This window comes from Pseudomonas sp. AK181 (assembly GCF_051122975.1).
GTDB classification, from domain to species: Bacteria; Pseudomonadota; Gammaproteobacteria; order Pseudomonadales; family Pseudomonadaceae; genus Aquipseudomonas; species Aquipseudomonas lactis.
Genome location: NZ_CP146348.1, coordinates 5,844,188 through 5,868,027, shown reverse-complemented (window position 1 = coordinate 5,868,027; position 23,840 = coordinate 5,844,188). Strand labels below are relative to the sequence as shown.

Sequence of the window (23,840 nt, the reverse complement as noted above, 5' to 3'; positions counted from 1 at the left end):
GATCATCATGTGCTCCAGATTCGTGGTGCGACTGCTTCTCGCCCCAGCACTGCCGGGCGTAGCAACTTCCATAAATCAATCAACCATCCCCGCGCCAGCAACGCTTCACTGGCCAGGCACCGCGCCACCAGCAAGCCAGGCAATTGGGTCAGATCACCGCGCACCGCGTGGGGCAGTGAGCGGCATTGTTCCAGCAATTGCGCATCGACTTCACCGGTCACCAGCAACGTGGCAAACACCGGCTGCCCATCCAGCCCGATAGGCGAATCCAGCAACCCATCGGCGCCCACAATGCGCTGGCGTTCGTGCCAGAGCAACTGGCCGTCGCGGCGAATGTCCAGGTGCGATTGAAAGTGGCCCAGGTCGAACCGTTCGCCACTGGCCGGGCGGCCCAGGGCGACCACATCCCAGTAGAACAACCGCGCATCGCCCGACAGCTCGACTCGCGTGGTGAGTTCGGCCTGGGCGGCGCTGAACACGATGGTTTCCTGGGGCAGCCATTCCAGGGTCGCGCCGGCTTCCACGGTCAGTTCCAGTTGTTGAAACGCCGGGCCGCTGGCGCGGTACCACTTGGCCGCGCCGGGGCTGGTCAGTTGGGCCCAGGCCCCTGTGCCGACATGGGCGCTGATGTCCAGGCGATCGCCACCGGCAATCCCGCCGGGCGGGTGCACGATGATGTGCTGGCACACCTCGGGGCCTTCGGCGTACAGGTGTTTTTGCACCCGCAGCGGGCCAAGGTGGCGGCGCAGCACCGGGCGCGTGGTGTTGTCGACACGCGCGTAGCCGAGTTCCAGCGCGGCGTGCCAGCTGGGGGTGAACAGGGCAGGGGTAACGGGCAGGTTCATGGTGTGGGCTTATCGTTAGGAGGCTACAGATTAGATGGTTACCAGCCCACGCACACCCTCGCTTTCCATATTTTCACCACGGCCCTGCTGCACGATTTCGCCGCGGGACATCACCAGGTACTGGTCTGCCAGTTCAGCGGCAAAGTCATAGAACTGCTCCACCAACAGGATCGCCATGTCGCCGCGCTCTGCGAGCTTTTTGATCACCGCGCCGATTTCCTTGATCACCGACGGCTGGATGCCTTCGGTGGGCTCATCGAGAATCAACAGGCGCGGGCGGCTGGCCAGGGCACGGCCAATCGCCAACTGTTGTTGCTGACCACCGGACAAGTCACCGCCGCGCCGATGCTTCATTTGCAGCAACACCGGGAACAGCTCGTAGATGAAGGCCGGCACCTCTTTGGCTTCGGAGCCGGGGAAGCGCGACAGTCCCATCAGCAGGTTTTCTTCCACCGTCAGCCGCCCGAATATCTCCCGGCCCTGGGGCACGTAGGCGATGCCGGCATGCACGCGCTGGTGCGGCTTGAAGCCGGTGATGGCCTTGCCTTCCCAATTAACCGCGCCTTCCTTGGCGGGCAACAGGCCCATCAGGCACTTGAGCAGGGTGGTCTTGCCCACGCCGTTACGCCCGAGCAGGCAGGTGACTTCGCCGATCTTCACGTCAAAAGACAGCCCACGCAGGATGTGGCTACCGCCGTAGTACTGGTGCAGCTTGTCGACTTGCAGCATGTTCGATTCTCCTAAATGATCGTTCCCACGCTCTGCGTGGGAATGCATCCCGTGACGCTCTGCGTCACCGTTTCTCAGCGGGACGCGGAGCGTCCAACTTGGCATTCCCACGCGGAGCGTGGGAACGATCAGCCGTTCGTGTCAGCGTTAGCGGCCGAGGTAGACCTCGATCACCCGCTCGTTTTCCTGCACCTGTTCCAGCGACCCTTCGGCCAGCACGCTGCCCTGGTGCAACACGGTCACGTGGTCGGCAATCGAGCCGACAAACCCCATGTCGTGTTCCACCACCATCAACGAGTGCTTGCCGGCCAGGCGCTTGAACAGCTCGGCGGTGAACTCGGTCTCGGCGTCGGTCATGCCTGCCACCGGTTCATCGAGCAGCAACAGTTGCGGGTCTTGCATCAGCAACATGCCGATTTCCAGGAACTGCTTCTGGCCGTGGGACAGCAAACCGGCGGGGCGATGCACGGAAGCGGCGAGGCGGATGGTGTCGAGCACTTCTGCGATGCGGTCTTTTTGCTCGCCACTCAGGCGCGCACGCAGGCTGGCCCACACCGACTTGTCGGTCTTCTGCGCCAGCTCCAGGTTTTCGAACACGCTCAAGGCTTCGAACACCGTGGGCTTCTGGAACTTGCGCCCGATGCCGGCCTGGGCGATCTGCACTTCGCTCATGCGGGTCAGGTCCAGGGTTTCGCCAAACCAGGCCTTGCCGTGGCTGGGGCGGGTCTTGCCGGTGATCACGTCCATCAGCGTGGTCTTGCCCGCGCCGTTGGGGCCGATGATGCAGCGCAACTCGCCGACGCCGATGTACAGGTTCAGGTCGTTGAGGGCCTTGAAACCGTCAAAGCTGACGCTGATATCTTCCAGGGTCAGAATGGTGCCGTGGCGGGTGTTGAGCCCTTTGCCCGCGACCTGGCCGATGCCAATCGCATCGCGGCCGCTGCCTGCGTCGAAAATAGGTTCAAGCATGACGTTCCTCATTTCTTCAGCAGGCCGATAACGCCCTTGGGCAGGTACAGGGTGACGATGATGAACAGCGCCCCCAGGAAGAACAGCCAGTACTCGGGGAAGGCCACGGTGAACCAGCTCTTCATGCCATTGACCACGCCAGCGCCGAGCAGCGGCCCGATCAGCGTGCCACGCCCGCCCAGCGCCACCCACACGGCGGCTTCGATGGAGTTGGTCGGTGACATTTCGCTGGGGTTGATGATGCCCACCTGCGGCACATACAGTGCGCCGGCAAGGCCGCACAACACCGCGCTCAACACCCACACGAACAGCTTGAAACCGCGTGGGTCGTAACCGCAGAACATCAGGCGGTTCTCGGCATCGCGCAGGGCGGTGAGCACACGCCCGAACTTGCTTTTCGCCAGGCGCCAGCCGATGTAAAGGCTGGCCACCAGCAACACCACCGTGGCGATAAACAACACCGCCCGCGTGCCCGGTTCAGTGATGCCAAAACCTAAGATGCTGCGGAAGTTGGTAAAGCCGTTGTTGCCGCCGAACCCGGTCTCGTTGCGAAAGAACAACAGCATCCCGGCGAACGTGAGGGCCTGGGTCATGATCGAGAAATACACGCCCTTGATCCGCGAGCGGAAGGCGAAGAAACCGAACACCAAGGCCAGCACACCGGGGGCCAGTACCACCAGGCACAACGCCCAAAGGAAATGGTCGGTGCCGGCCCAGTACCAGGGCAATTCGGTCCAGGACAAAAAGGTCATGAACGCCGGCAACTCATCGCCAGACGCCTGGCGCATCAAGTACATGCCCATGGCGTAGCCGCCCAAGGCGAAGAACAAACCGTGGCCCAGGGACAACATCCCGGCGTAACCCCACACCAGGTCCAGCGCCAGGGCGACGATGGCGTAACAGAGGATCTTGCCCACCAGGGTCAGGGTGTAGGCCGACACATGCAGTGGGTTGTCGGCAGACAATAGCGAACACAAGGGCAACGCCAGCAGCAGGAGCAGGATGACCGCACCGGCTGCAATCGTGACTTTGGGGCCGGCCTTTTGCGTGGCCGTAAGCATCAATGGCTGGTTCATCAGTCGATCACCCGTCCTTTCAGTGCGAAGAGTCCTTGCGGGCGTTTCTGGATAAACAGAATGATCAGCGCGAGGATCAGGATTTTGCCGAGCACGGCGCCGATCTGGGGTTCGAGGATCTTGTTGGCGATCCCCAGGCCAAAGGCGGCCATGACACTGCCGGCCAACTGGCCGACGCCGCCGAGCACCACCACCAGGAACGAGTCGATGATGTAGCTCTGGCCCAGGTCCGGGCCGACGTTGCCGATCTGGCTCAGCGCCACGCCGCCAAGGCCCGCGATGCCGGAACCGAGGCCAAAGGCGAGCATGTCCACACGCCCGGTGGGCACGCCGCAGCAGGCCGCCATGTTGCGGTTCTGGGTGACGGCGCGCACGTTCAGACCCAGGCGCGTCTTGTTCAGCAGCAGCCAGGTGAGCACCACCACGAACAGCGCAAAGGCAATGATGACGATGCGGTTGTACGGCAGCACCAGGTTGGGCAGCACCTGGATGCCGCCGGACAGCCAGGCCGGGTTCGACACTTCGACGTTCTGCGCGCCGAACACCAGGCGCACCAGCTGGATCAGCATCAGGCTGATGCCCCAGGTGGCGAGCAGGGTTTCCAGCGGGCGGCCATACAAGTGACGGATGACTGTGCGTTCCAGCGCCATGCCGATGGCCGCAGTGACAAAGAACGCCACCGGCAACGCGATCAACGGGTAGAACTCGATGGCTTGGGGTACATAGCGCTGCATCATCAACTGCACCACATAGGTGGAGTAGGCGCCGAGCATCAGCATCTCGCCATGGGCCATGTTGATCACGCCGAGCAGGCCGAAGGTGATCGCCAGCCCCAGGGCCGCCAGCAGCAGGATCGAGCCCAGGGACATACCGCTGAACGCCTGGCCGAGGATTTCACCCATCATCAGTTTGCGTTTGACCTGGGCCAGGCTGGTTTCAGCAGCGGTATGCACGGCCGCGTCGGCTTCCACGCCGGGTGCCAGCAGCGCTTCCAGGCGTGTGCGGGCCAGCGGGTCGCCGGTGCTGCCGAGCAAGCGCACGGCCGCCAGGCGCACCACCGGGTCGGGGTCGACCAGTTGCAGGTTGGCCAGGGCCAGGCTGAGGGCGCTGTGCACCTGCTCATCCGTCTCGGCGGCGACCTGCTGGTCGAGGAATTTCAGTTGTGCAGGCACCGCGCTTTTTTGCAGGGTGCGCGCTGCTTCCAGGCGCACCTTGGGGTCGGCGGCGAGCAGTTGCTGGCTGGCTTGCACGTTATTGATCAAGCCGCGCAGGCGGTTGTTCAGGCGCACGGTCTTGGTTTCGCCGTTGAGCGTGAGTTGGCCTTGCTCAAGGGCATCTACCAGCTCGATACGCGTTGGGTCGGGTTGGGCGGCCCAGTCCTGCAGGAGTTTGGCTTGCTGCACCGGGTTGGCGGCAAGGAAGTCTTCGGCGTCGCTGGCGTGTGCGCCAAAGGGCAGCAACAACAGCAGGGCGAGGATGAGGCGGTGGAGGGCAGTGGGCATATAAAAATGTCCTGGTCATGCGGGGACAGTGTGGGAGCAGGCTGTGTGTGGGAGCTGGCTTGCCTGCGATGGCATCGCTGCGGTGTGTCAGGCACACCGAGTTGTTTGCATCGCCGGCAAGCCAGCTCCCACAGTGACCATGTCCCACATTTGAGCTGTGGGGGCTTTAGTTGCTCTTCACGGCATAGTCCGGCTTCTTGTCATTGCCCGGGATGTAGGGGCTCCACGGCTGTGCACGAATCGGCGCTTCGGTCTGCCACACCACCGAGAACTGCCCGTCGGCCTGGATCTCACCGATCATCACCGGCTTGTGCAGGTGGTGGTTGGTCTTGTCCATGGTCAGAGTGAAGCCAGACGGCGCGGCGAAGGTCTGGCCGCCCAGGGCTTCACGCACTTTGTCGACGTCGGTGGACTTGGCTTTTTCCGCCGCCTGCGCCCACATATGGATGCCCACGTAGGTGGCTTCCATCGGGTCGTTGGTCACGGCTTTGTCGGCGCCCGGCAGGTTGTGTTTCTTGGCGTAGGCTTTCCAGTCGGCCACGAATTTCTGGTTCACCGGGTTCTCCACCGACTGGAAGTAGTTCCAGGCCGCGAGGTTGCCCACCAATGGTTTGGTGTCGATGCCACGCAGTTCTTCTTCACCCACCGAGAACGCCACCACCGGTACCTCGGTGGCTTTCAGGCCCTGGTTGGCCAGCTCTTTGTAGAACGGCACGTTGGAGTCGCCATTGACGGTGGAGACCACAGCCGTCTTGCCACCGGCGGAGAACTTCTTGATGTTGGCAACGATGGTCTGGTAATCGGCGTGGCCGAACGGGGTGTACACCTCTTCGATGTCTTTATCCGCCACGCCTTTGGAATGCAGGAACGAGCGCAGGATCTTGTTGGTGGTGCGCGGGTACACATAGTCGGTGCCGAGCAGGAAGAAACGCTTGGCGCTGCCGCCTTCTTCGCTCATCAGGTATTCCACCGCCGGGATCGCCTGCTGGTTCGGCGCCGCACCGGTATAGAACACGTTGGGCGACATCTCTTCGCCTTCGTACTGCACTGGGTAGAACAGCAAGCCGTTGAGTTCTTCAAACACCGGCAGCACCGATTTGCGCGACACCGAGGTCCAGCAGCCGAACACCACGGCGACCTTGTCCTGGGTCAGCAGTTGCCGGCCTTTCTCGGCGAACAGCGGCCAGTTGGACGCCGGGTCTACCACCACCGGTTCGAGCATCTTGCCGTTCACCCCGCCTTTGGCGTTGATCTCGTCGATGGTCATCAGCGCCATGTCTTTAAGCGAGGTTTCGGAGATCGCCATGGTCCCGGACAACGAGTGCAGGATGCCGACCTTGATGGTCTCGGCGGCCTGGACGGTCCAGGTCAAACCCATGGCGGCAATGGATGCCGACAAAGTGAAAGCCTTGATCAAGCTGCGACGCTTCATGGTGCGATCTCCGTAAACCAATAGTTGTTATGGGGCAGATACACAGCGCTTTGCAAAGGCTGTGCCTGCGACCTGCCGCAGCGGTTTTAACGGGGATTCAGGGCCAGGCAGCGGCGGTTACGCACCAGCCTGGCGCTGCAAGAGAGGACGCAGGCGTGACGCGCCTCAAAAAAGGGCGCCGGGAGCAATATGCAGCGCAAGCTTGGCGCACGGGTATTCCACGATGGTCACTTCTTTCGACTATCCAGGTGCTTTCATGGACGATTCTTCTGCGCGTGACAAACGCGCGGCACTGCCGCGCGGCCACGCCAAACTGGGGCAGCTCAGCCCCGCCTTTATCAGCACTGACGATGCCGCGCGTTATATTCACGAGCAAATCGGTAACCAGCGTGACGTGGAATACGCCAGCGTCATTCTGCGGCGCCTGAGCGATAACCTGTACGTTGCCAGCGAACCGCGCGCGGGCAAGCCCACCACGTTCGACTGGAATCTGTTGCTGGACCGCGAACATGCCGCCGGCGAGTTCGTGAACCCCGAGGGCTACCAGATTGTGGCGAGCCTGCACTCTCACCCCAGTTCTCTGGATTTTGTAAAACGTACTTACCCCAAGTGGACGCTGCAGCAGATGCAGGCGTTCATGAGTTTTTATTCCACGCCGGATATTTACTTCAATCATCAGGACCGTGCGCGTTTTACCCAGGCTTATCTCTCGGGGCCAGATGGCGCACTGTTGCGCTACACACCGAGCAACTCCGCCGCCGAAGCGGGGTTTGTGCACTGGCTGGATACTAATGGGCCGTGGTCCTCGCCCCATGCCCATGATGGAACGCTGGAAGGCATCTACAAAAAGCTGGCATTGGTGGGCCTGTTGACCTTCGTGCAGTCCAGCCCAGCGTGGGGCGGTTCGACAGGTGACGTTCCCGCCGATTGGCAACCTTACCAGCCCTTCAGTGCGTCGCCGATGCCATTGCCCTGCGGGCCGGTGTTCACCAGCGTTGAGCAGGCTTTGTCGTATGCCTGGTCGCGTATCCAGCGTACTCCCACCGCCCGGCAGCGGGTTCTGTTGCTCAAGCATGATCTGCAAGAGTTGTTTGTGGCGGCGCAGCCGGAACTCACCAGCGACGTCGGTGATCAACTGCCGCTGTTGCCGACCGGGCTTCACCTGCTGGGTATCTACTTTCACTCCCGGCCCTTGCCCGGCCAATACCCTGACCTGGATGCCTGGCTATATAAAAATTTTGTCAGCCCGTTGGAGCTGGCCACGCATATCGCGCAATTTCGTCAGTACGCGCGGGGGGCTCAATCTACCCTGGGGGCGTCGTTGTACATCCGCATGCGCGACGAGGCGATCCTGCGCTACAGGTTTTCAGGCTCGGCGGCGGAGACGGCGTTGTTTACCCGGTCGAGCACGGGTGAAGTGGGTGACAACGGCACTCAGGCGGCTTTGCAGTCCGGCACGCTGTTGACCCGGGCGTTCGTTTTGAAGGTCGCGGCAGCCGGGGAGTTGAGTGTCGAGAAAACCAGTGCCTTGTGGGACCGTGCCGGTGTGATCGATGCACAGTGGAAACCCTACTCCCAGGCGGCCCTGCCCAGCTTGAGCCGTGGCTTTCTCAGTGCCGATGATGCGGCCCGTCATGCCCATGAACGGATCGGCGCACGTCGTGATCGCGAATATGGCGGGACGATCCTGCAACGCGCGGATGGTCGTTATGTGGCGACCGAGCCTGTGGCGACTGGGCCATGGCCGTTCGCCTTTGCGGGGCTTTACCCCAAAGATCGGCAAGGTGCGCCGATCATTCTGCACGCCGGGTGCCGCTTGCAGGGGCTTTACGGCTCACGCACCGCCCTGTCCCTGGCCGACCCCGCCGAGGCGCTGACGTTGAAGTGGAGCCGCCAGGATGCCGAGGTCTACGGGCAGATGTTCCGCGACCTGGATGTACACCCGATTTTGCAGGCCGAAGTAACCGCTTATCTATCCGCCGCCGAGGACAGCCTGATCGCCTACCAGCCGGGCCACACGACGGCCGAGTGGGTACTGCATTGGCAAGCCGAGGCCATCAGCGGTACCAGCCAGATTGCCAAGAACCTGGCCAATGGCACGATGAAGCCCGCCGATGTGGTGCGCAAACTGGCCGAGGCCGGCACCTTGCGGGTGGTGATCGGCAATGCGTTGTGGGGGCCGAGCGGGCCAATCGAACTGGATTGGGGCCCGTACCTGCGTAGCACTGCCTGGCAGCGTCCCGAACAGCCGAGCCATGGCGCACTGTTTGAAAGCGCCGACGCGGCGGCCTTGGATGCGCTCGCTCGAGTCCCTTACAACCAGGAGCAAAACCGCTATTTTTTCTGTTTTATCCTCAAACACACGTCGCGCAATGACTACGTGGCGAGTGAATGTGTTCCGATTTCGCGGCAGTCACCGATGCTGACCCTTGCCAGCCTGTACGCGAGTACCGGCCCTGGTACTTACCAACTACCTGAGGGGTTTGAGTGTGAAGCGCTTTATTACACCAACCAATGGGCAGGCAATGGTGTTTCGGCCTGGCTGGAGCGCTGCTTTATGCTGCCTGCGCACCTGGACATCGCCGTATCCCAGGCACGCTTGATCACACGCGGCTCCGCCCTGGGCGCGGCGGTGTATATCGCGACACCCGAGGGGGCTTTGCTGTGCTATCGCTCGTCTTCGCCCAAGTCCTTGTTTGATTCGCAAAGCGTGGGCGACAGCCTGGAGACGATCGAGGCCAAGTTGAAGGGCGGCACCCTTGAACCGCTGAGGTTTATTCGCAAGGTCGCCGAGGCGGGCGAGCTGCGTGTGGTCACGCAGAGTCCATGCTGGGACCGCACCGGAGCGGTGAGCCGGTTATGGAACCCGTATGCCAACCTGACACGACGTCGCTTGAGCCCGGTCTTTGTGTCGATGGACGACGCTGCCCGCTACGTGCGGCGGCGTGTGGCCGCGACGCAGGCGCAGATGTACGGCGGCCTCATCCTGCGACGCGATGACGGCGGTTTCATGGCCACCGAGCCCTTGGTGATTGCCGATGAAGTCTTCGACCTCAAATGGATCTTCCCTGATGAGTTGGTGACGCGGGGGCAGTACCCCATACGCACCACAGTGGTAGCCAGCTATCACTCACGGCCAGCGTCCCAGTGGCCGTTTTTGCTGACGGCGGCTGAAGCATCGGTGTACAGCAATACGTTTTCCACCCGTCTGCTGGCCCATGCATTGGCGCCCGGTGAGAAGCGCCTGCATCACTACCTGCTGGGGCCTGACGGTTCGTTGACCCGCCTGTGGCCTGAGCCGCGGGTCAAGTACCCGCAGATCACCGAGCAGCAACTGGTCACCCGCCCCAGAAGCCGTCATGAGTGGCTCACAGCACCACTGGAGCGCCAGATACGGGCGGGCGAGTTGGCCCCTTCGGAGTACGTCAATCGTATTGCCCGCAGCTTTACCCTGAATGTGGTGCTGGGCAGTGCGATGTGGGGCGGGCCTGGGGAGGTTTCGGGATGGAGTGCGTTTGCCACGCCAGCGAAAAGTGACGGCCAGTATGTCCAGGCGCGTCATGACCCAGCGTGCAGCCCGCTGTTCATTCAGGTCGACGATGCCGTGCGGTATGTCCACGAGCAACGGGCGCAGCGTTCGGAGTTGATGTTCGGATATATCCTCAAGTCGATGGGTAACGGAGGGTACGTGGCGACATTGCCGGTGAGCGACGGCGGGTCGAAACTGGCTCGCCGCCGGGTATTCAGCAGTGCAGGCTATCCGTATCGCTACGCCTTGGCAGGTATGTATATCTGCGTGCCTGAGCAGGCGGATTTTTTTCCAACGGGGGGTGTACGTACCGGGGACGATGTATACCGAGGGTTGTTCTCGCCGGTCGATTTGCTCGGCGCATCTCGTCAACTGCAGGCCACGGCCGATCGTTCGGCGTTGCCGGTGTACCTGTCTTGTGTGGACGGGGCCTTGCTCAAATTTGTCGTGCGCGATACGCGCGGTCTCTCATACAGCGATGCAGTCAATCTGCGCCTGCGCTTATTGAGCCCGTCTGACTACATCCGCCGTGTCGCGGTGGCAGGTGAACTGCGGGTGTTGCAGTCCAGCGCGAACTGGCTCGGTACGGGCGTAGTGGGTGCTCAGTGGCAGCCGGGCCTCTCACGCGCAGTCAAGCCTGCGGGCGAGCACGAGTTGGCATTGGGGCCGCTGCATGCTCACCGCGACGATGCCGCGTGGTTCTCTCAGTCGTCTGTCGGCGGCTACACGGGCCAGCAATACCTGAGTGCACTGTTGTCGGATCCTATGGGCAGCAGCCATCTTCCCGTATTGCCAATGCCGGACAATGGATTTCCCTCCACGCATGCTGAAGGCTTGTTTGATGGCCGTGGGTTGCCGGACAAATACCGGATCACCGCAGCCCATCTACTGTTCCATGCGGGGTTGGATCAGCCGGAAGACGCGGCGCAGAGCGCTTTTCGCAATCACTTCGTATCGTGGCGCGAGCTGGCGTACTACATTCACGATTTGAAGCGAAAGGGTTTGCCGATTGTCTCGTTCTATCTGTCCGCAAGGGACGGGGCATTGCTGGCTTACGCACCTCATTGGAGCAACGAGGAGTACAACCTGCTTGCAGTCCCCGGCAAATGGTCGGCACAAACAGGTTATACCGCGCAGGCCCCGACACCTTCTCACTTCATCTCCGAGCTCGCGCGAATCGGCGAGCTGCGGGTGGTGCGCAGTGGGGATTTCTGGACTGTGCGTGGGGTCCTGGGGGCTCAGTTGAAACTGTCGATCAGTCGTCCCCCCAAGGATGAGTTGTGAACACTACTGCCTGCGTCAGGCGGAGCCTGAAGTGGGCTCTCTGTGGCCAAGAACACGTGACAGCACCAGGCGATCCAATGCCCACACGGCGATCAACGAAGCCCCCACCAACGGGAAAATGATCGCCAGCCCAAGCATGATCACCATCGCGGTTTTCCACTTGGGCAAGTCGTGACGCAGCGGCGGCACGCCCAGCCCGCCTTGTGGCCGACGCTTCCACCAGATCACCACGCCGCTGACCGCACTGAGCAGAATCATCAGGCAGATCACCAGCACGATCAGTTGGTTGACCCAGCCGAACATTTTGCCCTCGTGCAGCATCACGCCGGTCTCGGTGGCGCGTGCGACCAGGTTGTAATGATCCCAGCGCACATCGGCCAGGACCTTGCCGGTGTACTGGTCCACGTGCAGGGTGGCGTCGTTGCGCGGGTCGTCGGCGAACACCGCGACGGTGAACACACCTGTGGCGGTGGTGGGGAAGGTGATGCTGTAGCCGGGTTCGACCTTGCGCGCATTGGCCAGGTCGACCACCTGTTGCAGGCGCACGGTGGGTGCGGCCGGGCCTGCGTGCATCGCACCGTGGTTCATATGTTCGGCGTGGTCGCCAGACATCGGCATCGGCGTGTTTTCCAGGGCCCAGGGCACGGTTTGCTGGGTAGCCGTGTTGAGTACACGGGCCTGCTGGTCGGACTGCGGCACGTTGTTCCACATCGCTGCCGGGAAGGTGTTCCACAGGTCGGCGTATTGCTTGCCCCAGAAGCCGGTCCAGGTCATGCCGCTGAGCAACATCACCAGCAGGAACGCCGCGCCCCAGAACCCGGCGACAGCGTGCAGGTCACGCCAGAACAAGCGGCCACGGCTGCCGAAGCGCGGCCACAACACCCCGGCCGAGGACTTGCCCCGCGGCCACCACAGGTACAGGCCGGACACCACCAGCATCACGCCCCAGCCGGCGGCGAGTTCGATCAGGCGATCGCCGACGGTGCCGATCATCAGCTCGCCGTGCAGGGCGCGGACGATGGCTTGCAGGTTGTTATTTGCGTCCTGCTCACCGAGGACGGTGCCGCGATAGGGGTCGATGAACACCGTCACTTCGTGGGCGTCGTTGCGCATCACGAACTGCGCGCTGCGAGTGGCATCGGCAGGGGGCAGGTATTTACTGATCGCGGCGTGAGGGTAGGCGGCCTGGGCGCGCTGCAGTTGCTCGTCGGCGCTCAGCGCGTGTTCGGCGGCGGGCACGGTGAGCAGGTGGCCGTACATCAGCGGGTCGAGCTGGGGTTTGAACAGGTAGATGATGCCGGTGAGGGCCAGCAGCACCATGAAGGGGGCGACAAAGAGGCCGGCGTAAAAGTGCCAGCGCCAGGCCAGGTTGTAGAAGGAGATCTTTTGCGTGGTCATCGGGTGCTCCGCATAAGGCTTTTGATTTTTCTTGGTCTGTTACATCGTCATCGCAGGCAAGCCAGCTCCCACATGGGACTGTACCGCACCTGTGGGAGCTGGCTTGCCTGCGATGCTTTTAGAAGCTCATGTCCACCTTGGTCCAGAGCGTACGCCCCGGCTCCTTGATGGCCTGCGGGTCGTTCGCCGGGTAGCCGAAGCCTGCGTTACCGGCCAGATTCAGATGCTCGGCGTAAGCCTTGCCAAACAAATTGTCGACCCCGGTGCTGACCTTGAAGTGCTTGTTGATGCGGTATGCCGCATTCAACGAGAACACGCCAAAGCCGCCACTTTTGTCGTAGTCCTTGCCGACCACGTTGCCCTTGTTCGGGTCGATGCGGTTTTGCGCAGCAACTACCCGCCACAAGGCGCCGGCGCTCCAGTCGTCTTGGCTGTAGGTCAGGCCCAGGCGTGTGTCCAGCGGTGGCATTTGTGGCAGGGCCTTGCCGTCGCTGCTGTTCTTGCCCCAGGCATAGGCGAGGCTGGCGTCGGCTTTCCAGTGTTGGCTCAGCTTGTACGCCGCGCCCACTTCGCCGCCCATGATGCGTGCGTCTACATTGCGCGCCTGGGAGGTGGTGCCCATCATGCCGGGCCTGTAGTCGAACAGAATGAAGTCACGTACCTGGCCGACATAGCCCGAGGCCCAGGCTTCCAGATCCGCGCTTTTGTACTGGGCGCCGAAGTCGAGCTGTGTAGTTTTCTCCGGTTTCACGCCGTCGAAGGCATTCACTGAACCGGCCGCGCCGGTGTTGGGGGAAAACAGTTCCCAGTAATCCGGGAAACGTTCCGCGTGGCCCAGGCCGGCATACAGCGTGGTGGGGCTGTCCGCCAGGTCGTGCTCATAACGCACAAAGCCCGAGGGCAATGTATCGGCGCGGGTGTCGCCGGCAGTCGGGTTCGGGCGCGACATCATTCCCGAGCCGGTGCGTTGGCGGAAGTCTTTAGCTGAGGCGCGGTCCAGGCGTGCGCCGGTGATCAGGCGATCGTTGTCGGCGGCGTACCAGGTCAATTCGCCGAACACGCCGTAGTTGTGGAAATTAGCGTCCTTGTTGCGCGGCAAATCCTTGTACGTGTCGATGCCCATGCTGCTGCGCGCACGGTGTTCATTGGTCTGTGCATCCAGGCCGCTGATCAATTGCACATCGGCCCAGCGCCAGGTCGCCTTGATGCGCGCACCGAGGGTGCGGCGGTCGACGTTGGACGCCATGGGGCCCGCCATCATGCCGGTGCCCGACGGGACGCGCAGGCTGTAGTTGTCCATCACATGGTCGGCGTAGTTGTAGTAGACCTGGGCCTCGACCTTATCCAGCACCTCGCCGATATTGGACTTCTCGAAACGCAGCCCCAGGCTTTCGCGCAGGAACTGCGAGCCATCCATGCCGCGCCCGGCGTAGCGCGCCTCGCCGTCGCCACGCCCGGCGGTGAGTTCCAGCAGGGTGTCGGCGTCGGGCGTGAAACCCACGGCCACGTCACCGTTCCACTTGTCATAGCGCGAGGCGACGGTATCGTTGTTGCCGTCCTTGTAATCGTCGGCGTGGGCCTGATTGCCGATCACCCGCACGTAGCCCAATGGCCCGCCGGCAGCGGCATCGATGACTTTGTCGAAACGCCCGTTGGAGCCGGCCAATACGCTGGCGTTGACCCGCGTGCCCAGCTCGCCGAACTGCTCCGGCTCACGCTCGAACAGGATGGTGCCGGCAGACGCGCCCGGGCCCCAGAGCACGGTTTGCGGGCCTTTGATCACGGTGAGCTTGTCGTAGGTTTCCGGCGAAATATACGAAGTTGGCGCATCCATGCGGCCCGGGCAGGCGCCGAGCATCATGCCGCCGTTGGTGAGGATATTCAGGCGCGAGCCGAACATGCCGCGTAATACCGGGTCGCCATTGGTGCCGCCGTTACGCACCAGGGCAAAGCCTGGGATGGTCTTGAGGTAGTCGCCGCCATCGCTGGCGGGCACCGGTTGGCGTGGGTCTTTGGGGTTGGTGACCACGGTCAGCGGCGAGCTGGGGGCAATCGCGGTGATCACTGTGGGGCTCAGCTCATGCTCGTCGGCGTGAGCGTGGGCAGCCAATAGTGCGCCGCATAACGCGGTGAGCAGGGCAGTACTTCCCAAACGGGTGTCAGCAGAAAACCTGGACATGACAAATTCCATCAATCAATCGTAAACAACACGGCCAGCAGCCTACGGCTGTCTGTCTAAAGTCGGCCGGGGTGAAGTAACGCTGTGAAGGGCTTACGAAGCGATGGGCGGCGCGCGGCTACGGGCGCCGGGGAAGATGCTCTGCCGGGCATGGCCCAGGCGCGTGGCGGGGGTGAGGGCGTTGGCGGGCGGCGGGGTGCCGAGGGCCACGAATGACACACTGCCGGGCAGGGCCGGGCAGCTGAATAGCAGGTCGCAATAGCCGCACTTGGCCCAGAGTGCGTGGTGTTCGGCTGGGGCTTTGGTGTGATGGGATTCGCCGTGGTCGCTCGGCATCTCCATGGGCATTTCCATGGACATACCGGCGTGATGATCCATCGGCATCGCCTGGGAAATCAGCGGACCGATAAAGATCATCAGCATGGCGAACAGGCTGATCCAACTGCCGCGCTTCACGCGGTAGTGGGGAGACAACCTGGCGCGAGGGGCGCCCATCGAGGTTGGCTTACTGAGCGTGCATATGCTCGTGGCCAGCCATCGGTGGCGCTTTGTGCACTGACACTTGCACCTCGACCTTGCCGGCTTTCTCGAAGGTCAGGGTCAGCGGGAATTGCTTGCCATCGGCCAACAGGCTGCGGTCCTTGAGGCCCAGCAACATCACGTGATAGGCCATCGGTGCGAAGGTCAACTCACCCTCGGCCGGTACGGCGACGCTGGGCACTTGTTGCATCTTCATCAGGTCGCCTTGCATCACATGCTCATGCAACTCGGCTTTCTCTGCGACGCTGGTTTCAACGCCGAGCAGGCGATCCGGGGTAGCCCCGGTGTTATGAATCACAAAGTACGCCGCGACAGTGGGCGCATTCGGCGGCAATTCCTGGGACCAGGGATTGCTGACCTCCAAGTCGCCGGCCTTGTAGTCCTCGGCATTGGCAGCACTGAACACCGGCAGCAGCAACGCAGCCAGAAGCAGGGAAGATTTGAGCATGGCAGTTCTCCAGAACGGTTCTAAACGCAGTTCACTTGCGAAGAAGCTCAGACCGTTGGAGAGGCACGCGGGTTAAGGCTCGGCCATTGCTGGCGCGGGGTGGGATTGCGCAGTAAGCGCGGCGGCAGGCTCTGCACCGCCTCGAAGCGCGTCACATACAACTGCGGCACATGCCCCGGCAACGCCACCAACGGCGCCGAACCCGAGCAACACCAGCAATGCTGCATAGCCGAGTGATCATCCGGCGGTGCCGGGATTTCCAGCTTGCCCAGGGCAATCGCCTTGAGGCTGGCGCCATTGGACGAGCAGAACCCGCCCCACATCAGACGCTTGACCGGGTCATCGGTCTGCTGCATCGCACTGGCCAACGGCATGGCAAACGCATTGAACAGCACTGCAAGGCAGGCGATCCAGGCAATTGCAAAGCGTTGACGGGCCATGGCGGATAATCCGTAGGGTTAAACGATCAGGCGGGTATTTAGCCTGATCGAGGGGGATAAGTAAAAAGGGCGGGTGTGGTTTGGTGTCGCAGTCGTGGGTTTGAGGATAGACGAGAACGGCCGCTTGCCAATTTTGCAGAAGGGACGCAGCGCACCAGGCGACGCTGAACACTGTGGGAGCTGGCTTGCCTGCGATAGCATCACCGCGTTCCAATTGGAAGACCGAGTAGCCTGCATCGCAGGCAAGCCAGCTCCCACCTGCCCAGCCCTCCACTCAATCGTTTGCGCGTTCATTGATGTGCGCTTGGTAATAGGGTGGTCAACGCGTTCAATCGCGGCCCATATCAACCAAAGTGAACGCTAAACCACATACGGTTTTATCGGATAAATATTGCACGGCAATCCTTGCGTTTGAGTGGGTTTCCAAGCTGAGTCGATAGGAATCCCATCCACCTGAAGCTCCAATCGGTAACGGTAATTTCACTGGCCCTTTGGACTCGTGTGGTGTTCCAAGCGTTTTTCGGATGCTGTCTTGGTTCATTGAGAGGGTGAGGGGTACAGGCAGTTCACCGGAATACTTGGGCTCGCCTTGTGCCAGTGAAATCAGGCAAAAAACGATTCGCTCCAATCTCATGGTTGATCGTTCCCACGCTCTGCGTGGGAATGCCGCGTTGGGCGCTCTGCGTCCGCTTTTAAAGCCGTGACGCGGAGCGTCACAGGATGCATTCCCACGCGGAGCGTGGGAACGATCAATCAAGTCAGGTATAGGGCTTTTTCCAGCCAATGGTTTAATCGTGCTGCAACGTCGGGCTCATCCGGTTTCAGCGCGTCGGCTTCAAGGCGTAGTGCGTGTGCAAACTCTGGATTCGCGATTATGTGTTTGATTATCGTGCCTTCGGCCGGTCGAGTTAAGGGATGCTTATCGGGCCTGTCATTCATGTGCTGAACCTCATGTTTACGTCGATTGACGAAATGTTGAGGATCATCGCCATGGGCTGCGCGTCTCAGTAGTCAGCGGGTTCCGGTGCGTCTGTAGGTAACTTCTCGTTGAACCGTTGCGCAGTTGATTGAGCTACCGCCTTTGCTGGCTGATCCACTACCGCCTTTTGATAACGCAGTTCCAAAGTGTGGGAGCGGTGGTGTTTAGAAAAGGGTGATTGCCTGTAGCAACGCTGGCACTGCCGTAAACTCTCGATCCACCGCTGCCAACACCGGCCGCTTCAACACCAGCACCGGCACCTCACGCTCACGCGCCACTTCCAGCTTCGGCTCGGTGGCGGCGCTGCCGCTGTTCTTGCTGATCAGCACATCAATCCGCCGTTCTTCGAATAACGCCCGCTCGTCCTCGATGAGGAACGGCCCGCGTGCGCCGATCACCTCACAGCGCTCATTGCCGGGATACACATCCAGCGCGCGCAAGGTCCAGAACTGCTCGGCGGGGATTTCGTCGAGGTGCTGTAAGGGTTCGCGACCCAAGGTGAACAGCGGGCGCTTGAAGGGTTTGAGCGCTTCGACCAGCTCGGCCCAGTCAGCGACCTCGCGCCAATCGTCCCCCGGCTGCGGCTGCCAGGCCGGGCGGCGCAATGCCCAGCAAGGCACATCGCTCAATCGCGCCGCCTGGGCCGCGTTTTGGCTGATCTGCGCTGCATACGGATGGGTGGCATCAAGGATCAGGCTGATACGTTCGTCACGAATAAACTGCGCTAACCCTTCAGCGCCTCCGTAACCCCCGACGCGAACCTGGCAGTTCAGGTCGGTTGGTACGCGGCCCACGCCGGCCAGGCTGTAGATATGCTGCGGCCCCAAGGTGCGGGCGATGGCCAGCGCTTCGGTGACGCCGCCCAGTAAAAGAATCCTTTTCATAACGGTTTGATCACTTCCAGCAACGTGATCGGCAGCGCCTGGCGCCAGGTATCGAACTCGCCCAAGGGCTGCGCCTGGGCCACATGGATGCGGGTCAGTTCGCCGCCATGTTGGGCGCGCCAGTTCATCAAGGTCATTTCGCTTTGCAGGGTCACGGCATTGGCAACCAGCCGACCACCGGGGCGCAGCTGTTGCCAGCAGGTGTCGAGTACGCCGGCGCGGGTGACGCCGCCGCCGATAAAGATGGCGTCCGGTGTTTCCAGGCCGGTTAACGCCTCCGGCGCCTTGCCGCGCACCAGTTGCAGGCCGGGCACGCCGAGGGTGTCGCGGTTGTGTTCGATCAGGCCCTGGCGGCCGGTGTCGGCTTCAATCGCCAAGGCGCGACAGCTGGGATGGGTGCGCATCCATTCGATGCCGATGGAGCCGCTGCCCGCGCCCACGTCCCATAACAGTTCGCCCGGCATGGGCGCGAGGCGGGCGAGGGTCATGGCGCGCACATCGCGCTTGGTCAGTTGGCCATCGTGTTGGAAGGCCGAGTCCGGCAAGCCGGCAAGACGCGACAGGCGCGGTGCGTGGGCATCTGCCAGGCAGTCGATGGCGACCAGGTTCAAATCGGCAACCGCAGCCTGCTCCCACGCTTGCGCGTGCCCGTCGATACGCCGTTCAGCCGGGCCGCCCAAGTGTTCAAACACACGGATGCGGCTGGGGCCAAAACCGCGCTCGGTCAACAACGCGGCAATCAAGGCGGGGCTGCTGCCGTCATTGCTCAATACCAACAAGCGCACGCCACTGGCCAGGTGTGCGTTGATCGCCGCCAATGGCCGCGCCACCACGGACACTGTCACCACCTCCTGCAACGGCCAGCCCAAGCGTGCCGCCGCCAGGGATACCGACGAGGGCGCGGGCAAAATCGTCAACTCCTCAGCCGCCACGTGCCGGGCCAGGCTGGCGCCGACGCCATAGAACATCGGGTCGCCACTGGCCAAGACGCACACAGGCTCCCCACGCCGCGACAACACCGGCTCCAGGGAAAACGGGCTCGGCCACAGCTGGCGCTCACCACCAATACACAGCGGCAGCAGGTCCAACTGGCGCTGAGCACCTATAATCCGCGTGGCGCGCAGCAAGGCATGCCGGGCATTCCTGCCCAGGCCTTTGAAGCCGTCTTCACCGATGCCTACAACCGTCAGCCAGGGCGACATATCAATTCCTTGAACGACATCCGACGGGCAGGCTTTTCATGCCGCCGGACAAAGCAGGCATAATACCGCGCCTTTACCCGTCAACCGGTAGCCCCGTGAACCCAACGCCCGCTGTGAATACCTTGCGCCCCTCGGCTTGTCCGGGGTTGCTGCGTATTGTCCAGGCGTTGGACGGCGGCATTTGCCGGGTCAAATTGGCGGGTGGCGCGATCACCGCCGCCCAGGCCCACGCCGTGGCAGACGCGGCCCAGGCCTATGCAGGCGGGGTGATCGAGGCGACCAACCGCGCCAACCTGCAGATTCGCGGCATCGGCGCCGAGCAGGAAGCGTTGATCGCCCGGCTGCTGGCGGCGGGCCTGGGGCCCAGCAACGCGGGCGGTGACGACGTGCGCAACCTGATGCTCAGCCCCAGCGCCGGCATCGACCCGCAGATGCTGTTCGACACCCGCCCGCTGGCCGCGCAGATCCTCGCCACCCTGGAAAACCATCCGCGTTTCCATCAACTGTCGGCCAAGTTCGCGGTGCAGCTCGATGGCGGCGAAGACCTGGCGATGCTCGAACATCACCACGACCTGTGGTTGTCGGCCTTCGTACGCCATGGCGAAACCCTGCTCGCGTTCGGCCTGGCGGGTTGTCCGGGCCTGGATGCGCCCGTGGCGGCCGTGCCATTGGGCCAAGGCCTTGAGTTGGTAGTGGCCGTGCTGGAAGCCTTTCTGGCCCTCGCCACCCCTGAGCAAACGCGCATGCGCCATTTGCCTGTGGATAACGTGCTGAGCCATTTGCGTGTGCCGTTGCTGCCAGTCGACGGCTTCACACGCCCGCCCAGCAACGCCTCGCTGCAGGTGGGCACTTATCCACAAGCGCAAAAGAATCAGTTCTACGTTGCCGCCCTCGCGCCCTTGGGCCGCCTGGACCCGACGATGCTCAAGGGCGCCGCACAACTGGCCAGCGACTTTGGGGACGGCACCTTGCGCTTCACCCCCTGGCAGGGCGTGCTGGTGCCCAACGTCGAAAAGCCGCACGCCGTGACCGAGCGCCTGGCGCAACTGGGCTTTATCTGCTCCCTCGACCACCCGCTGGCGCGCATGATTGCCTGCACCGGTTCCAGCGGCTGCGCAAAAGGCCTGGCCGACACCAAGGCCGACGCCGTGCAACTGGCCGCTCTGCAACCGGGCGTTGAGGTGCATCTGTCCGGCTGCCCGCGCTCCTGCGCTGCCGCACACACCGCGCCCGTCACCTTGCTGGCGGTGGGCCCCGGCCACTACGACCTCTATTTTCGCGATGCAGCCCAGCCAGGTTTTGGCCGGCTGCACGCGCGCACTCTTTCCATTGAAGCGGCGGGCGCCCTGTTGCGCGCTCGTCCACGGAGCAACACCGATGATTGATTACATCCGCGACGGTCAGGAGATCTATCGCAACTCCTTCGCCATTATTCGCGCGGAAGCCAAGTTGGACCGCATCCCGGCTGACTTGGAAAAACTCGCGGTGCGGGTGATTCATGCGTGCGGCATGGTCGAGGCCATCGACGGCCTGCAATTCTCTGAAGGTGCGGGCAAGGCCGGGCGCGACGCATTGGCCGCTGGCGCGCCGATTCTGTGCGATGCGCGGATGGTGTCCGAAGGTGTGACCCGCGCACGCCTGCCAGCCAATAACCAGGTGATCTGCACCCTGCGCGACGACAGCGTGCCGGAGCTGGCGCGGGAGCTGGGCAACACCCGTTCCGCCGCCGCCCTTGAACTGTGGCGCCCGCACCTGGAAGGCAGTGTGGTGGTGATCGGCAACGCGCCGACCGCGTTGTTCTACCTGCTGGAAATGCTCGACGCCGGCGCGCCGAAACCGGCGTTGATCCTGGGTTTCCCGGTGGGCTTTGTCGGCGCCGCCGAATCCAAGGCGATGCTCGCCGCTGACAGCCGTGGGGTGCCGTTCGTGATCATGCAAGGCCGCCTGGGTGGTAGTGCCATGGCGGCCGCCGCCGTCAATGCCCTGGCCACGGAGGTCGAATAATGCAGGTGCGCGGACGTTTGATCGGCCTGGGCGTCGGCCCCGGTGACCCCGAACTGATTACCCTCAAAGCCCTGCGCCTGCTGCGTGAATCGCCGGTGGTGGCGTACTTCGTGGCCAAGGGCAAGAAGGGCAACGCCTTCGGCATCATCGAGGACCACCTGGTACCGCAACAGACCCTGATGCCGCTGGTGTACCCGGTGACTACCGAAGTGCTGCCGGCGCCGCTGTCCTACGAGCAGGTGATCAGCGACTTCTACGACAACGCCAGCCTCGACGTGGCCGCGCACCTGGACGCAGGCCGTGACGTGGCGGTGATTTGCGAAGGTGACCCGTTCTTCTACGGCTCCTACATGTACCTGCATGACCGCCTGGCCGAGCGCTACGACGCCGAGGTGATTCCAGGCGTGTGCTCGATGCTCGGTGGCGCCTCGGTACTCGGCGCGCCGTTGGTGTATCGCAACCAGAGCTTGTCGGTGCTCTCCGGCGTATTGCCCCATGAGGACCTCAAGCGCCGCCTGGCGGATGCCGATGCCGCCGTGATCATGAAGCTGGGGCGCAACTTCCCGAAGGTGCGCCAGGTGTTGGAAGAACTGGGCCTGGCCGAGCGGGCGCTGTATGTGGAGCGTGCGACCATGGCCAACCAGAAGATCGTGCCGCTGGACCAGGTGGAGCCGATGTCTTCGCCGTATTTCTCACTGATCATCGTGCCCGGTGAACGGTGGCAAGGTTGATGACCCCGGCGATTGTGATTCTGGGCCAGGGCAGCCTGGCGACTGCGCGCAAGCTCCAGCAGGTTTACCCCGGCGCGTTGATCCACGGCCTGGCCACACGGGTTGAGGGGGCAGACCGCAGCTACAGCGAGTTCGGCGCGACCTTGCGTCAGCTCTATCAGCAGGGCACACCACTGATTGCCCTGTGCGCCGCGGGTATTGTGATCCGCACTCTGGCGCCTTTGCTGTTGGAAAAGGGCGAAGAACCCGCCGTGCTGGCCGTGGCCGAAGACGGCAGCGCCGTGGTGCCGTTGCTCGGTGGCCTGGGCGGTGTGAATGTGATGGCACGGGATATCGCCGCGGCACTGGGCGTATCCGCGGCCATCACCACCAGCGGTGAATTGCGTTTTGGCACCTGCCTGCTCAACCCGCCGGCGGGCTACCAACTGGCCGATATCGAGTTGGGCAAACGCTTTGTCTCCGACCTTCTGGCCGGCGAAAGCGTGCGTATCGAAGGGGCGGCGCCATGGCTGGAGGACGCTAACCTGCCTCAGGATCGACAAGCGCGCCTGGCGATTCATGTGGGCAGTGCCGAGCGCACACCGGCAGCCAACGAGTTGCTGATTTACCCGCAGAATGTCTACGTCACTTGCCGGCCGGGTGCGCAGTTGGCCGAGCGTGTGCGCACGGCGTTGCAGGAGGCGGGTGTGGCCGTGCAATCCCTGGCCTGCCTGCTGGCCAGTGAGTTGCAGATGGCTGACGCGTCCTTGCATGAAGCCGCGTCGGCCTTGGGCGTACCGCTGCGTTTTGCCGCGCTGACACCTGTTGCGGATATCAGCATTACCGTGGCCGAGCAGCCCTTGGACCTGTCACAGGTGGGGCGCCCGCGCGGGCGTCTGGCGGTGATCGGCCTGGGCCCCGGCGCCGCTGAACTGATGGTGCCGGCGGTGAAGGCGGAACTGGCGCGTTGCACCGATGTGCTGGGGTATGAAACCTACGTGCGCATGGCTGGGCCGTTCCGTGACGACCAAGTGCAACACTGCACCGACAACCGTGAAGAAATGCAGCGCGCCCGCCACGCCTTCGAGTTGGCTGCGCAGGGGCGTTCGGTGGTGGTGGTGTCGTCCGGCGACCCTGGCGTATTCGCCATGGCTGCGGCCGTGATAGAAGCGCTGCACGAGTCCAGTGAGCCGGCCTGGCATCAGGTCGACCTGGAAATCCTGCCGGGGGTTTCCGCCTCGCTGGCCACCGCCGCCCAGGCGGGCGCGCCGCTGGGGCATGACTTCTGTGTGATGTCGCTGTCGGATAACCTCAAGCCCTGGTCGATCATCGAAAAACGCCTGGACCTGGCTTCCCAGGCTGACCTGGCCTTGGCGTTCTACAACCCGATCTCGCGGTCGCGGCCTTGGCAACTGGGGCGCGCCCTGGAGATCGTCGCGTTGCATCGCACGCCACAGACGCCGGTGGTGCTGGGCCGTGACATCGGCCGCCCAGGCCAGACGCTGCGCGTCACCACATTGGGGCAACTGACCCCCGAGCAGGTGGACATGCGCACTATGGTGCTGATCGGTTCATCCACCACCTGTGTGTTCCCACGCGCCGGTGGCGGCGAGTGGGTGTACACGCCACGTTGGTATGGCGACAAACCCAACTCCTGAAAACAGCCCCGTTGGCTGCCGGAAAGCTCCGA

At 62.8% G+C, this 23,840-nt stretch carries 19 protein-coding genes; 5 read left to right on the top strand and 14 right to left on the bottom strand.

All coding sequences use genetic code 11. From position 1 onward, the window contains the following. Nucleotides 1–5: 5 nt before the first annotated feature. The 6 genes from V8689_RS26835 to urtA all read right to left on the bottom strand — a co-directional run bounded on the left by V8689_RS26835 (nucleotide 6) and on the right by urtA (nucleotide 6,553). Nucleotides 6–845: an urease accessory protein UreD gene (locus tag V8689_RS26835; RefSeq protein ID WP_056782785.1), complete on the bottom strand. Its 840-nt coding sequence runs from the start codon at nucleotides 843–845 to the stop codon at nucleotides 6–8. Between the two features lie 30 nt (nucleotides 846–875). Beyond that, nucleotides 876–1,574, bottom strand: a complete 699-nt coding sequence (gene urtE / locus V8689_RS26830; RefSeq protein WP_056782786.1) for an urea ABC transporter ATP-binding subunit UrtE — start codon at nucleotides 1,572–1,574, stop codon at nucleotides 876–878. Nucleotides 1,575–1,721: 147 nt separating this feature from the next. Then, the gene (urtD, locus tag V8689_RS26825; RefSeq protein ID WP_162259471.1) at nucleotides 1,722–2,555 is read right to left on the bottom strand and encodes an urea ABC transporter ATP-binding protein UrtD; all 834 of its coding nucleotides are present in this window, start codon (nucleotides 2,553–2,555) and stop codon (nucleotides 1,722–1,724) included. After that, nucleotides 2,552–3,619: an urea ABC transporter permease subunit UrtC gene (urtC, locus tag V8689_RS26820; RefSeq protein WP_056782788.1), complete on the bottom strand. Its 1,068-nt coding sequence runs from the start codon at nucleotides 3,617–3,619 to the stop codon at nucleotides 2,552–2,554. Before urtC ends, urtD begins: the two co-directional genes overlap by 4 nt. Further along, entirely contained in the window at nucleotides 3,619–5,121 is a 1,503-nt protein-coding gene (gene urtB / locus V8689_RS26815) for an urea ABC transporter permease subunit UrtB (RefSeq protein WP_044271067.1), read from the bottom strand. The genes urtC and urtB overlap by 1 nt, the downstream gene beginning before the upstream one ends. A gap of 166 nt (nucleotides 5,122–5,287) precedes the next feature. Continuing rightward, entirely contained in the window at nucleotides 5,288–6,553 is a 1,266-nt protein-coding gene (urtA, locus tag V8689_RS26810; RefSeq protein WP_003188149.1) for an urea ABC transporter substrate-binding protein, read from the bottom strand. A 256-nt stretch (nucleotides 6,554–6,809) separates the two neighbouring features. Between urtA and V8689_RS26805 the strand changes: the two genes are divergently transcribed. Beyond that, on the top strand, nucleotides 6,810–11,366 hold the full coding sequence (locus V8689_RS26805) for a DUF4329 domain-containing protein (protein ID WP_056782790.1): 4,557 nt from the start codon (nucleotides 6,810–6,812) through the stop codon (nucleotides 11,364–11,366). Between the two features lie 15 nt (nucleotides 11,367–11,381). On the opposite strand, the gene V8689_RS26800 is transcribed toward V8689_RS26805, so the two are convergent. From V8689_RS26800 to V8689_RS26765, 8 genes are all read right to left on the bottom strand, one after another. Next, nucleotides 11,382–12,764, bottom strand: coding sequence for a PepSY-associated TM helix domain-containing protein (locus tag V8689_RS26800; RefSeq protein ID WP_056782791.1), 1,383 nt, complete (start codon nucleotides 12,762–12,764; stop codon nucleotides 11,382–11,384). Between the two features lie 118 nt (nucleotides 12,765–12,882). Then, nucleotides 12,883–14,943: a TonB-dependent copper receptor gene (locus V8689_RS26795; RefSeq protein WP_056782792.1), complete on the bottom strand. Its 2,061-nt coding sequence runs from the start codon at nucleotides 14,941–14,943 to the stop codon at nucleotides 12,883–12,885. Nucleotides 14,944–15,036: 93 nt separating this feature from the next. Beyond that, nucleotides 15,037–15,438 (bottom strand): DUF2946 domain-containing protein, encoded by a 402-nt coding sequence (locus V8689_RS26790; protein ID WP_032893777.1) that lies wholly within the window; start codon nucleotides 15,436–15,438, stop codon nucleotides 15,037–15,039. A 10-nt stretch (nucleotides 15,439–15,448) separates the two neighbouring features. Continuing rightward, nucleotides 15,449–15,931 carry a copper chaperone PCu(A)C gene (locus V8689_RS26785; RefSeq protein WP_056782793.1) on the bottom strand — a complete coding sequence of 161 codons (483 nt, stop codon included), beginning with the start codon at nucleotides 15,929–15,931 and terminating at the stop codon, nucleotides 15,449–15,451. A gap of 47 nt (nucleotides 15,932–15,978) precedes the next feature. Then, the gene (locus V8689_RS26780; RefSeq protein WP_056782794.1) at nucleotides 15,979–16,371 is read right to left on the bottom strand and encodes a DUF2946 domain-containing protein; all 393 of its coding nucleotides are present in this window, start codon (nucleotides 16,369–16,371) and stop codon (nucleotides 15,979–15,981) included. Between the two features lie 328 nt (nucleotides 16,372–16,699). Continuing rightward, a complete protein-coding gene (locus V8689_RS26775; RefSeq protein ID WP_177342980.1) occupies nucleotides 16,700–17,005 on the bottom strand; it encodes a DUF6392 family protein in 306 nt (101 codons plus the stop codon). A gap of 509 nt (nucleotides 17,006–17,514) precedes the next feature. Then, nucleotides 17,515–18,234, bottom strand: coding sequence for a cobalt-precorrin-6A reductase (locus V8689_RS26770; protein WP_056782795.1), 720 nt, complete (start codon nucleotides 18,232–18,234; stop codon nucleotides 17,515–17,517). Beyond that, nucleotides 18,231–19,436, bottom strand: coding sequence for a bifunctional cobalt-precorrin-7 (C(5))-methyltransferase/cobalt-precorrin-6B (C(15))-methyltransferase (locus tag V8689_RS26765; protein ID WP_056782796.1), 1,206 nt, complete (start codon nucleotides 19,434–19,436; stop codon nucleotides 18,231–18,233). Before V8689_RS26765 ends, V8689_RS26770 begins: the two co-directional genes overlap by 4 nt. A 38-nt stretch (nucleotides 19,437–19,474) precedes the next feature. Here V8689_RS26765 and cobG point away from each other — a divergent pair, with 38 nt between their 5' ends. Genes cobG through cobJ form a run of 4 tightly spaced genes read left to right on the top strand, consistent with a single transcriptional unit; the run spans nucleotide 19,475 to nucleotide 23,808 of the window. Then, nucleotides 19,475–20,821 carry a precorrin-3B synthase gene (gene cobG, locus V8689_RS26760; protein WP_056782797.1) on the top strand — a complete coding sequence of 449 codons (1,347 nt, stop codon included), beginning with the start codon at nucleotides 19,475–19,477 and terminating at the stop codon, nucleotides 20,819–20,821. After that, nucleotides 20,814–21,440, top strand: coding sequence for a precorrin-8X methylmutase (locus tag V8689_RS26755; RefSeq protein WP_003188162.1), 627 nt, complete (start codon nucleotides 20,814–20,816; stop codon nucleotides 21,438–21,440). The genes cobG and V8689_RS26755 overlap by 8 nt, the downstream gene beginning before the upstream one ends. Further along, on the top strand, nucleotides 21,440–22,171 hold the full coding sequence (locus V8689_RS26750; RefSeq protein WP_032893769.1) for a precorrin-2 C(20)-methyltransferase: 732 nt from the start codon (nucleotides 21,440–21,442) through the stop codon (nucleotides 22,169–22,171). Before V8689_RS26755 ends, V8689_RS26750 begins: the two co-directional genes overlap by 1 nt. Further along, nucleotides 22,171–23,808: a precorrin-3B C(17)-methyltransferase gene (gene cobJ, locus V8689_RS26745; protein ID WP_056782798.1), complete on the top strand. Its 1,638-nt coding sequence runs from the start codon at nucleotides 22,171–22,173 to the stop codon at nucleotides 23,806–23,808. Before V8689_RS26750 ends, cobJ begins: the two co-directional genes overlap by 1 nt. Nucleotides 23,809–23,840: the final 32 nt, after the last annotated feature.